General features: G+C 62.7%; 13 protein-coding genes and 1 pseudogene. 12 read left to right on the plus strand and 2 right to left on the minus strand.

The annotated features are described in order from the left end of the window. Positions 1-19: 19 nt before the first annotated feature. From phnG to phnN, 9 genes are read left to right on the plus strand one after another with little or no spacing between them, the layout of a single operon-like run. A complete protein-coding gene (gene phnG, locus IQ26_RS33490) occupies positions 20-502 on the plus strand; it encodes a phosphonate C-P lyase system protein PhnG (protein WP_208760272.1) in 483 nt (160 codons plus the stop codon). Further along, positions 499-1122 (plus strand): phosphonate C-P lyase system protein PhnH, encoded by a 624-nt coding sequence (gene phnH, locus IQ26_RS33495; protein ID WP_240547368.1) that lies wholly within the window; start codon positions 499-501, stop codon positions 1120-1122. Before phnG ends, phnH begins: the two co-directional genes overlap by 4 nt. Next, positions 1123-2244, plus strand: a complete 1122-nt coding sequence (locus tag IQ26_RS33500; RefSeq protein ID WP_145722656.1) for a carbon-phosphorus lyase complex subunit — start codon at positions 1123-1125, stop codon at positions 2242-2244. Further along, positions 2241-3146, plus strand: coding sequence for an alpha-D-ribose 1-methylphosphonate 5-phosphate C-P-lyase PhnJ (locus tag IQ26_RS33505; RefSeq protein WP_145722658.1), 906 nt, complete (start codon positions 2241-2243; stop codon positions 3144-3146). Before IQ26_RS33500 ends, IQ26_RS33505 begins: the two co-directional genes overlap by 4 nt. After that, entirely contained in the window at positions 3143-3946 is an 804-nt protein-coding gene (gene phnK / locus IQ26_RS33510) for a phosphonate C-P lyase system protein PhnK (RefSeq protein ID WP_145722663.1), read from the plus strand. Before IQ26_RS33505 ends, phnK begins: the two co-directional genes overlap by 4 nt. 18 nt (positions 3947-3964) lie before the next feature. Continuing rightward, the gene (phnL, locus tag IQ26_RS33515; RefSeq protein ID WP_145722668.1) at positions 3965-4717 is read left to right on the plus strand and encodes a phosphonate C-P lyase system protein PhnL; all 753 of its coding nucleotides are present in this window, start codon (positions 3965-3967) and stop codon (positions 4715-4717) included. After that, on the plus strand, positions 4714-5166 hold the full coding sequence (locus tag IQ26_RS41155; protein WP_276316455.1) for a DUF1045 domain-containing protein: 453 nt from the start codon (positions 4714-4716) through the stop codon (positions 5164-5166). The genes phnL and IQ26_RS41155 overlap by 4 nt, the downstream gene beginning before the upstream one ends. Then, the gene (locus IQ26_RS41160; RefSeq protein ID WP_276316456.1) at positions 5093-5434 is read left to right on the plus strand and encodes a DUF1045 domain-containing protein; all 342 of its coding nucleotides are present in this window, start codon (positions 5093-5095) and stop codon (positions 5432-5434) included. Before IQ26_RS41155 ends, IQ26_RS41160 begins: the two co-directional genes overlap by 74 nt. Then, positions 5424-6128: a phosphonate metabolism protein/1,5-bisphosphokinase (PRPP-forming) PhnN gene (gene phnN, locus IQ26_RS33525; RefSeq protein ID WP_145722675.1), complete on the plus strand. Its 705-nt coding sequence runs from the start codon at positions 5424-5426 to the stop codon at positions 6126-6128. The genes IQ26_RS41160 and phnN overlap by 11 nt, the downstream gene beginning before the upstream one ends. Before the next feature lie 316 nt (positions 6129-6444). On the opposite strand, the pseudogene IQ26_RS33535 reads toward phnN, so the two are convergent. Beyond that, a pseudogene (locus tag IQ26_RS33535) lies at positions 6445-7715 on the minus strand (MobA/MobL family protein); the annotation flags it as partial. Positions 7716-7954: 239 nt separating this feature from the next. Between IQ26_RS33535 and IQ26_RS40755 the strand changes: the two are divergent. The 3 genes from IQ26_RS40755 (at position 7955) to IQ26_RS33555 (ending at position 9566) form a co-directional block, all read left to right on the plus strand. Beyond that, positions 7955-8209 (plus strand): TraC family protein, encoded by a 255-nt coding sequence (locus tag IQ26_RS40755; RefSeq protein ID WP_240547369.1) that lies wholly within the window; start codon positions 7955-7957, stop codon positions 8207-8209. 247 nt (positions 8210-8456) lie between these two features. Beyond that, positions 8457-8660 (plus strand): hypothetical protein, encoded by a 204-nt coding sequence (locus IQ26_RS33550; RefSeq protein WP_145722677.1) that lies wholly within the window; start codon positions 8457-8459, stop codon positions 8658-8660. A 135-nt stretch (positions 8661-8795) separates the two neighbouring features. Beyond that, positions 8796-9566: an IS4 family transposase gene (locus tag IQ26_RS33555; RefSeq protein WP_240547370.1), complete on the plus strand. Its 771-nt coding sequence runs from the start codon at positions 8796-8798 to the stop codon at positions 9564-9566. Between the two features lie 170 nt (positions 9567-9736). Here the strand turns inward: IQ26_RS33555 and IQ26_RS33560 are convergent. Next, the coding region (locus tag IQ26_RS33560; protein ID WP_145722678.1) for an IS1380 family transposase at positions 9737-10597 on the minus strand (861 nt) is incomplete at its 5' end.

The following is a 10597-nucleotide window of genomic DNA, read 5'->3' on the forward strand; positions in this document are numbered from 1 at the left end:
CACCGATAGGGCAACGATGATGGCATTCAAAACGGAAACGGACGCAGAGCAAAGGGCAACCTCGCGACGCGCGGACTGGTTCGGCATTCTTTCCCGCAGCCATGCGGGCGAGTTGGACGCGTTGGCGGCCGATGCCGCAGACGGGGTGGCGTTTGAATGGCTCCGCCGACCCCATGTGGGTCTGGTGATGGTGCGGGGACGCGCAGGCGGTACCGGTCAGGTCTTCAATCTCGGCGAGATGACGGTGGCGCGCGCCTCGGTTCGGCTTGCAGACGGCACGGTGGGCCACGGCTATGTGCAAAGCAGAGACAAGCGGCAGGCAGAACTTGCGGCGATTGTCGATGCACTGCTGCTGCAGGAGCATCGCCACGACGAGATTATGGCCAAGGTGATCGAGCCGCTGCGCCAGAAAGAACAGACGCGCCGGATCGAGAAGAGCCGCAAGGCAGCGTCCACCAAGGTCGAATTCTTCACCATGGTTCGCGGGGAGAACCCGGCTTGACACTGCAGTCCCCCACTCCCATGTCCTCAGATGGCGCTGCGCTGAAGCCCGGCTTTGCCGATCCTGTCTTCGACGCACAGGCCGTGTTCCGCGCCGCCCTTGTCGCAATCGCTTACCCCGGTCGGGCCATTCCGCTTGACCGCACCTTCGCCGCGCCGCGGCCGCTCTCCTCTGCGACGGCAGCCCTCTGCCTGACACTGATGGATTTCGAGACGCCGGCCTGGCTTGACCGGCAGACAGCCTCCGGCGAAGCGTCCGCCTGGCTGCGCTTCCATTGCGGACTGCCGCTGATCGACGACACCAGCACAGCCCGTTTTGCCGTTGGCACCGATGCACTCAACCTGCCGCACCTTTTGGAATTTCATCCAGGGGAAATCGAATATCCTGACCGCTCGACCACCCTCGTCATCCAGGTCAAGTCTTTCACCGACGGACCGGTTACGACCTGGACCGGTCCGGGCATCAAGGGGAGCGCCACCATCGCCATCGATGGGCTACCCTTCTGGTTCTGGTCCGACTGGGATCTGAACAGCGAGCTTTATCCGCGTGGCGTCGATGTGATCTTCACCTGCGGCAATGCCCTGATGGGCCTGCCGCGCACCATCAAAGTGGAGGCGTAAATGGCTTATGTCGCCGTCAAGGGTGGTGAACAGGCCATCCTCAACACCCACAAGCTGATCTCCGAAACCCGTCGGGGCAATCCGGATCTTGCCGAACTCAGTCTCGCCCAGATCAGCGAGCAGTTCGGGCTCGCCGTCGACCGGGTGATGACGGAAGGGTCCGTCTACGATCGTGAACTTGCCGCGCTGGCGCTCAAGCAGGCACAGGGCGATGCGATCGAGGCGATCTTTCTGCTTCGCGCCTATCGAACGACACTGCCACGTGTTGCCGTGTCGGAGCCGATCGACACCTCGAAGATGGCGATCCGCCGGCGGATCTCGGCAACCTTTAAGGACATCCCCGGCGGTCAGGTGCTGGGTCCGACCTACGACTATACCCATCGCCTGCTCGATTTCGCGCTTGCCGCGGAAGGTCTCGAACGACCGCAGGCGGAGCTTGCTGCCGAACCTCTCGATGAGACCGTACCTCGCGTTATCGACCTTCTCAATAGCGAGGGTTTGATCGAAGAGGAAATCGACGAGAACGATGGCGAGGTCTTCGACCTCACCCGAGAGCCCACGACTTTTCCGGCGCGTCGCGACCAACGTTTGCAGAACCTGGCGCGCGGCGACGAGGGCTTCGTGCTCGGGCTCGCATATTCGACGACCCGCGGTTATGGCGGCGCCCATCCCTTCGTCGGCGAATTGAGGCTCGGCGAGGTAGCGGTCGAGATCGTTCCGGAAGAACTCGGTTTTCCAATCACGATTGCCGATGTCACCGTCACCGAATGCCAGATGATCAATCAGTTTCGTGGTTCTGCCGATAAGCCACCCCAGTTCACCCGCGGCTACGGGCTGACCTTCGGTCACAATGAAAGAAAGGCAATGGCGATGTCATTGGTTGACCGGGCAATGCGCGCCCGGGAGCTCGGCGAGGACGTGCGCTACCCCGCCCAGGACGCGGAGTTCGTACTCTCCCACACCGACAACGTCGAAGGGAACGGCTTCGTGACGCATTTTAAGCTGCCACATTACGTCGACTTCCAGGCTGAACTGCAGCTTGTGCGGCAATTGCGGGCTGAGCACGAGGAACGTCGTCGCAAGGCCACTGGCTCAGAACAGGCGAAGGAGGCCGCGGAATGAGCCCGACAGCAGCACTGGTGCATAAAGACGACGGCTATAACTTCGCCTATCTCGACGAACAGACGAAGCGGATGATCCGGCGCTCGCTGCTCAAGGCGCTCTCGATCCCCGGTTACCAAGTGCCTTTCGGCGGCCGAGAGATGCCGCTTGCCTATGGCTGGGGGACTGGCGGGATTCAGGTGACGGCGAGCGTCATCGGCCCCGACGACGTCCTGAAGGTGATCGACCAAGGTGCGGATGATACGACCAACGCCGTCTCCATCCGCCGCTTCTTCCAGACTGTCTGCGATGTCGCGGTAACCGAAAGCACCGCGGAGGCGACAGTCGTTCAGACCCGCCACCGGGTGCCGGAAACGCCGCTGAAGGAAGGTCAGGTCCTCGTTTATCAAGTGCCGCAGCCCGAACCCTTGAAGAAGATCGAACCGCGCGAGACCGAGACCCGCAAGATGCATGCCTATGCCGAATACGGCGCCATGCAGGTGACGCTATACGAAGACGTCGCCCACTTTGGCCGCATCGCCAAGACCTACGACTATCCGGCCGTCATAAACGGCCGCCATCTGATGTCGCCTTCGCCGATCCCGAAGTTCGACAATCCGAAGATGGAAATGAACCCGGCGATCCAGCTGTTCGGCGCCGGCCGGGAGAAGCGCATCTATGCAGTGCCGCCCTACACATCCGTCAGAAGCCTCGATTTCGACGACCACCCCTTCGAGGTTCAGACCTGGAAAGGCTCCTGCGCGCTCTGTGGTTCGACGACCAGTTACCTCGACGAGGTGATCACCGATGACCGCGGTTCCCGCATGTTCGTCTGCTCGGACACCGATTTTTGTAACACCCGCCAGGCCGAAGCGGCTGCCGCGAAGGCAGCGGTCGACAAGGTTTCAGGAGAAGAAGCATGACGACGAGCGCGCTTCGCAAACCCGCTCCCAGGCCCCCGCTTCTCGAAGTCTCGGGGCTTTCCAAATCCTATGGTACGCAGATCGGCTGCCGAGACATTTCCTTCGCGATCAGGCCGGGAGAAGTGCTCGGGATCGTCGGCGAAAGTGGTTCTGGCAAATCGACCCTGCTTGCTTGCCTCTCCGGACGTCTGCAGCCCGATACCGGCTCGATCACTTATGACATGCAGGGTCGCGGGCCGGTCGACATTCTGACGCTCTCCGAGCCGGAACGGAGACGGCTTGCCCGCACCGATTGGGGCATCGTCCACCAGAACCCGCGCGACGGCCTGCGGCTGGACGTATCAGCAGGCGGCAATATCGGCGAGCGGCCGATGGCGATCGGCGCTCGCCACTACGGAGATATCCGCTCCGAGGCTCAGGATTGGCTCAAAAAGGTTGAGATCGATCTGTCCCGCACGGACGACAAGCCGCGCACCTTCTCCGGCGGCATGCAGCAGCGCCTGCAAATCGCCCGCAATCTCGTCACGCGTCCGCGGCTCGTCTTTATGGACGAGCCCACCGGCGGGCTCGACGTCTCGGTTCAGGCTCGCCTCCTCGACCTGCTGCGCGGCCTCGTGCGCGAACTCGGCATAGCCGCCATTATCGTCACCCACGATTTGGCGGTCGTGCGCCTGCTCGCCGATCGGCTCATGGTCATGCAGCGCGGCCGTGTCATCGAGGAGGGCTTAACCGACCAGGTCCTCGACGATCCTCATCATCCCTATACACAACTGCTCGTCTCCTCTGTCCTGCAGGTTTGAGACGGCAAGGACATCATCATGACCATTCCTCTGCATGCCAAAGGCCTCACCAAGACCTTCACGCTCCACACCCAGGGCGGCATCATCCTGCCGGTCTTCGACACCATCGAACTGACGGTAAGGGCCGGCGAATGCGTCTGCCTGCACGGGCCGTCTGGCGCCGGCAAGTCGACGCTGTTGCGTTCGCTCTATGCCAACTACAAGCCGGACGCCGGGCAGATTTTGGTGGAACACGGCGGCCAAACCATCGATCTCCTCGCCGCCGAGCCCTGGGAGGTCGTTGAGATCCGCCGCAGCACCATCGGCTATGTCAGCCAGTTCCTGCGGGTGATCCCGCGCGTCGCTGCCCTCGACGTCGTTGCCGAACCGGCTATCTCCAACGGCATGCCGGCCGAGGAGGCCAAGGCACTCGCCGAGACCCTGCTCACCCGGGTCCGCATTCCGGAACGGCTCTGGTCGCTCGCGCCCGCCACCTTTTCCGGCGGCGAACAGCAGCGCGTCAACATTGCCCGCGGCTTTATCGTCGACTATCCGATCTTGCTTCTCGATGAACCAACCGCGTCTCTCGATGCAGCCAACCGACAAACCGTTGTTGAACTGATCCGCGAGGCCAAGGCACGCGGCACGGCCGTCGTTGGTATCTTCCACGACGAAGAGGTGCGCAACGCCGTCGCCGACCGCTTGTTTGAGGTTGGACGAGCCGCGGAATCGGCCGTCGTTTCGCCGTCCAAAACCGACGAACGAGCCTTGGTCGGAGCGCTGGTGGCATGAGCAGCCAAAGCAGTGGGCGGCGCTACGCTCTCCACTATGCTCCGGCACCGACGCATCCCCTGAGCCGGACGGCGGCACTTTGGTTGGGCCGGGACCCCTTTGATCCAGACAGACCAGCACGCACGGAGCGACCGCGCGCCGACGTTCAATTGACGGCCGAACCTCGGCGATACGGTTTCCATGCGACCTTGAAAGCGCCGTTCCGCCTTGCGCCAGGTACGAACCGGCAAGAGCTGGAAGCCGCCATTCAACAATTCATCCAACGTCGGCCGCCCTGCCCCATCGCACCATTGCGGGTCACCACGCTAGGAAAGTTCTCGCCCTCGCACCTGTCGACACCACGCCGTATCTGCGCGGCTTTGCCGCTCGGGTGGTGTGGAGTTCGATCGCTTCCGTGCGCCATTGACCGCAGAGGATCTGCAGCGGCGGCTCAAGTCGAGCCTCGATGAAGCGGAAATGACCAATCTGGTTCAGTGGGTTTATCGTTACGTTTTCGACCGCTTCCAGTTTCACATGACCTTGACTGGTCCCGTGTCGGCGGAAGATCGGGAGAGCGTCGAGAAGCGTCTGAAAGACCATTTCGAGCCGCTGCTCGAGGAAGACTTCCACGTCGATGCAATTACCTTGTGCGAGCAGGAAAGCCCGGACGCCGATTTCGTAGCCACCTCTCGCTTCGAGTTTCGCCAGATGGAATTGGAGGGTGCTAATGAACGATAGCCCGCGTCCGGAAGGAACACTTGTCCTGGTGGTCGGCCCGAGCGGCGCGGGAAAGGACACGCTGCTGAATCTCGCAAGAGACGCACTCGCCGGCGACGACCGCTTCAAGTTCGTGCGACGGATTATCACCCGGCCAGCCGGAGGCGGCGAAAACAGCGCGTTCGCAGCGGAGGAAGCGTTCCAGCGGCTGGTAGCGGAAAACCGCCTTGCTCTGCATTGGCAAGCGCATGGACTGTTCTACGGATTACCGATCATTGTCGATGAATGGCTGGCCAATGGAGACATGGTGATCGCGAACGCGTCGCGTGCCATCCTGGCCGACGCGCGGAGAAGATTTCCGCGGTTGAAGATCGTAAATGTCGTGGCGTCACCGGAACTGATCGCCCACCGTCTGAGAAGCCGTGGTCGCGAAGCCGGTGATGACATTGGGCAGCGCCTGAAGCGTGGCGGTAAGCTCGAGGCGGAGGGATCGGATGTCGTCACTGTCGATAACTCCGGTCGGCCACACGTCGCTGCAGAACATCTTGTTCGAATACTTCGATCGTGTGCGCTACCGGTGTACGCGCCTCGAACAGTACCGACGGTTCGAGCGTTGTTATATTTGCGCGAAGTTCCGACAGGAACGTGGCACCAAGGCGGTGATTGCGGTTTGCCTTATCTCGACAAAGAAACGTCGTTGCGAAGACCACGCTGATCCTCGCGCATCTGCGCCGCGACGTGCGCATGCTCAACGAGCTCGCGCGCGATAAGCTGGTCGAGCGCGGTATCGTCGGTGAAGGCCATTCCTTCAGGACCGCCGATGGCATCCGACATTTCAACGCCGGCGACCAGATCGTGTTCCTGAAAAACGAGGGCGCGCTCGGCGTCAAGAACGGCCTGATCGGGCGCGTCGTCGAAGCGGCGCCGAACCTTATCACGGTCATGGTCGGGGAAGGCGATCAGCGCCGGCAGGTGACGGTCGAGAGCCGCTCCTACAACAATCTCGACCATGGCTATGCCACCACGATTCACAAAGCCCAAGGCGCCAGCGTCCGGCTGGCGATCCCCGCTTCCTTCTCCAGCCCTCGGCGGCCTTGCCGGCAAGTGCTGCGCCGACCACCCGGTAGCCGGCAAGTTCCCATGCGTCGCGGGCGGCGTTCATCGTCGTAGTCTTGCCGGCGCCGGCACGGCCGACGACAGCAGCGATGCGGGCGGAACCCGCCACATGCTCGATGGCCGTTCGTTGCTCCTCCGACAGGGGCATTCCGGGCAAGGTCGTTTCCAGCACCGTCTGGGAAACACCGTGCGACTCGCGACCGGAGAGTCAGACCGACCGCCGCGCCATCTCGGCTTCGACCCGGATCAGCTCCCGCGTCGTGTATCGCGCTGGCATTCATCGACATAGCGGTGCAGCACCTTGGCCACATCGCGTTCATCGAAGACCACTTTTCTCGCGGGTAACGAGATCGAGCACGATTTCCGGACGGGCCTGAATGCGGCGCAGGTTCTCAGCCTTCCGCTCCTCGTGCAGATCGAGCCGCTCAAGCGACGGCTTCCATCCTTCTGTTTTCGCTTGCCCTGAATCGCCTTGGCGCCGACACCGACATGGATGGTCGGCACGAGCTCGATGCCTTGCTTTTCGTAGGACCGGCCATCGACCTGCAGCGCGATTCCGCCCAGCGCGACATGATGGTTCTGCCGTTCGAACCAGCCATCGCGAAACGCGTTGAAGTCTTGGGTGTCGCCGGCCCATAACTCGTAGACGATCTTGCCGGCCTTGGTCCTGAGCAGCTCGCCGTCCTCGCCCAGCCTAGCTACCTTCTTCGGCCCGAAGCCGTCTTCGGTGAGCGGCCGCAGCGTCGTCATCAGGTGGATATGCGGATTGCCCAAATTGTCGTGGTAGACCCAGTCGGCAACCATGCCCCTTGGACAGGACGTGCTTTTCCACGAAGTCGCGGACGAGCGCGATGTTTTGTTCGACCGAAAGCTCCAGCGGCAACGCGACGGTGAGATCCTTGGCGAGCTGCGCGTCGACACCCTTCTCGAAGGCCTCGACCTTGTTCCAGAAGGCCTCCGCCGCACCAGCGACGGACCGGTCCGCTATCAGGTTGCGCGCCCATTGCGGCGCATCGGCGGGCAAGAGGAACTCTTCATGCACCAGGCCCTACTTGCGCGAATAGTCGATCGTGCGGGCCTCTCGCTCGTAGTCCATCTTCGCGCAGTGCCGGTAGGCCGCCGACAGCACCGCGCTGCGGCCGTCGCGGCGGCTGACGATGCTGACGGAAAAGTGGGCGATGGCCACGGCGACGAAAACTCCCGAACACGAACCTCATTCGTCGGGAGCGACAGGCCCGGACCGGGCCCCAGCAAGGGCGTCGCGTTATAATTGCGGCCTTGGAACCGCTCCTTCGGAACGGCCGGGATGATCCTCCAAAGTGTCGGCTTTGCCGACGTGCAAATCTGCACGTTCCTTCGGACGTGCTTTTGAGGAAGTCTTGCGGCGAAACAAACGCCGCTAGACTTCAGGGAGACGCGACCGGAATGAAGAAGCCGTCATCGAAGATATGGGAAGAAATCGCCCGCCTGCAGGACCAGCTCAGGCAGGCCGAGACGCGCGAGGCCGAACGCATCGGCCGGATCGCGCTAAGAGCCGGTCTCGGCGAGATCGAGATCGAGGAGGCCACGACCGTCGCGGTCGTTTCGCCGGCGGTCTTGCCGTCACCGGCGTTTCTCTTTCCGGTAGCCTGTCCCTTGCCTTTGCGAAAGCGCCCGGCGATTTCCTCGAACGCCGCCTGAAGCGTGGCCTCACTGCTTCGCAGCCGGTGCGGTCATACGAGCTGTGCACGGCGAATTCGCCGACGGTCGGAACGAAGTGATCGGTGTGAAAGCCTGATCCGCTTTGAAAAGATGGGAATGACGGATCGCCAGCCCCGAACCGATCGTAGCGGTCGCACCACATGAGGAACTAAAGATCCCGTTCTCGCCGCCTTTACCGGCCATCGGGGCACTATCGAAATCGCCGACACGTTCACGGAGAAATCGAATGCAGCACTGGCTGTATAAACTGACTGACCTCACCGCCATTGAAGGCGAAGGAGCGGCGACCGTAGTAAAGCTGCAGATCCTCGCGGTGGCGGGTCATCGCGACATAGGTCAAATGTCGATCGAGCGAGAGGGAGGCGAGCACCTTTACCCGATCGACGGTGGCGCAACTGGCGCGGCTGCGGGCAGCGGTAGCGAGGCTTGAGAGGATGCGCCGGACTCTATCGACCGATGCCCGAAAAAAGGACACGACCGAATTTATCTACAGCCGCGCGCAGCCTGGCAAAATCGGCTCACCAGAACCATCAACGCCGGGCGTTACAAGGCCGGGCAGCCCAACATGCTGACCTTGTGCGGGGTGCTGATGCATTCGAGCCTGGCCGTCACCCTCACCGGCACACCCCTCGGTCTGACGGCGGCGAAGTTCTGGACACGAACGAAGTTCAAGGGAACGCTCGCGCTCAAGCGGCACATCAATCCCACGCGCGTGCCGATCGAGACGAAGGAGAGCTACCGCTGGCTGGAGAACCTGCGCCAGTCCATCGCGCTCGTTGGCGCGCCCGAGCGCTGCGTGCATGTGGGTGACCGGGAGAGCGACATCTACAAGCTCTATTGCACCGCGCAGGACCTTGGTACCAGCTTCCTCGTGCGGGTGCAGACGAACAGGCTGGCCGAGCGGCCCGCCGATGCTGCCCCACACGATCCTGCTCATCGCGTCTTTGCCCAACTTGCGGCGGCGCCTTGGGAGGGACGTCATCGCATTACGGTTGATCAGGACGAGACGACCTGGCTGCAGGTGAAGTTCGCCGCCATCAACACCTTGCCGCCGGTGGGCAAGCAGAAGCGCTACAGTCCGCAGGTTCTGACTTACATCCACGCCCTCGAAGAGAATCCGCCGCCCGGTCGCGAGCCGATCGACTGGAAGGTGGTGACAAACTTGCCGGTCGAAGATCTCTCCGCGGCGGTCGAGAAGCTCGGCTGGTACGCCCTGCGCTGGAAGGCGGAGGTGTTCCACAAGGTCATGAAGTCCGGCTGCCGTGCCGAGGAGGCGAGGCTCGAGACCGCCGAGAGGCTGGCGAAGTTCCTCGCGCTCATCGCGGTGGTCAGCTAGCCCGCTTTTCTCACCGCATCTGGCGTTAGGCGGTGTTTTGGCCTGGCCAGGCGCTGGCATCGTGCCCCGATCCCGAAGACGAGCGCAATCGGCGCCGCGTGCGTGCGGCGGTTTGAGCTTGTGCAATGTATCCTTTGTTGTTGGCGGGAAGGGGTTCGGGTCCGGCGGCGTCATCGGGCCGCGGCGCGTATTCGGGCGTGTGCCAGTGCGAATTCGTCGGCATAGGGACACGCCGAAGCCATCGCCACCTTGATGCGGCGTACCGAGACGCGGACCTGCGCACCGATCTTCAGCAGCTTCAACCTGATCGTGCCGCAGGTGGCCTCGGCAAGCCGGGTGTGGGCGAGACCGAGGCGACGCAAGGCGCAGATCAGGACATAGGCAAACGAGGCGAACCAGAGCCGCAATTGATTGGCGCGCATGGTGTGGGCGCTCGTGCGATCGGCGTAGAGGTCGAGCTGGCACTCTTTGATGCGGTTCTCCATGTCGCCGCGTGCGCAGTAGAGATCCTCGTAAAGCGCCCGTGCCGCCCAACGCTCTGGCTTGAGGGACGTCACGATGAAGCGCGGATTGGCGCCCAGCGTCGTCCACTCGGCCTTGGCCACGACCCGCCTGCGGCGGGACCAGCTGTCTAAAGTCGACCACAGGAAGTCGCGGAAGACACGGGCGGCCTGGCCGCTTGCCCTGCAAGACTGGCAGGCTTCCGCCAAGGCCGGGGCGATCTTTGTTTCCAGCCGCTCGTTGCGGGCGACCCCGAAGACATAGTCGACGCGGTTTTGCTCGCACCAGGCCATCAGCGCCTCGCGGGCAAAGCCGGAATCGGCGCGCAGGATGATGCGGACCCGGGGCCACGACCTGCGGATCTGCCTCACGATCCGCGCAACCTCCTCGACCGCTCCCTTGCTGGCATCGATGTTGGAACGCCTGAGCTTTGCCGCCAGCAGATGCCGGCCGCAGAAGACGTAGAGCGGCAGGTAGCAATAGCAGTTGTAGTAGCCGTGGAAGAAGCGGCCTTCCTGCTGGCCGTGCAG

The sequence above is a fragment of the Mesorhizobium tianshanense genome, assembly GCF_007830515.1.
Taxonomy (GTDB): domain Bacteria; phylum Pseudomonadota; class Alphaproteobacteria; order Rhizobiales; family Rhizobiaceae; genus Mesorhizobium; species Mesorhizobium tianshanense.

Excerpts from the sequence above, each read along its gene's own strand:
- phnG (WP_208760272.1), top strand. The coding sequence starts at position 20 with ATGGCATTCAAAACGGAAACGGACGCAGAGCAAAGGGCAACCTCGCGA.
- IQ26_RS33550 (WP_145722677.1), top strand. The coding sequence starts at position 8,457 with ATGCAGCACTGGCTGTATAAACTGACTGACCTCACCGCCATTGAAGGC.
- IQ26_RS40755 (WP_240547369.1), top strand. The coding sequence starts at position 7,955 with ATGAAGAAGCCGTCATCGAAGATATGGGAAGAAATCGCCCGCCTGCAG.
- phnL (WP_145722668.1), top strand. The coding sequence starts at position 3,965 with ATGACCATTCCTCTGCATGCCAAAGGCCTCACCAAGACCTTCACGCTC.
- IQ26_RS41155 (WP_276316455.1), top strand. The coding sequence starts at position 4,714 with ATGAGCAGCCAAAGCAGTGGGCGGCGCTACGCTCTCCACTATGCTCCG.
- IQ26_RS33505 (WP_145722658.1), top strand. The coding sequence starts at position 2,241 with ATGAGCCCGACAGCAGCACTGGTGCATAAAGACGACGGCTATAACTTC.
- IQ26_RS33500 (WP_145722656.1), top strand. The coding sequence starts at position 1,123 with ATGGCTTATGTCGCCGTCAAGGGTGGTGAACAGGCCATCCTCAACACC.
- IQ26_RS33555 (WP_240547370.1), top strand. The coding sequence starts at position 8,796 with ATGCTGACCTTGTGCGGGGTGCTGATGCATTCGAGCCTGGCCGTCACC.
- phnK (WP_145722663.1), top strand. The coding sequence starts at position 3,143 with ATGACGACGAGCGCGCTTCGCAAACCCGCTCCCAGGCCCCCGCTTCTC.
- phnN (WP_145722675.1), top strand. The coding sequence starts at position 5,424 with ATGAACGATAGCCCGCGTCCGGAAGGAACACTTGTCCTGGTGGTCGGC.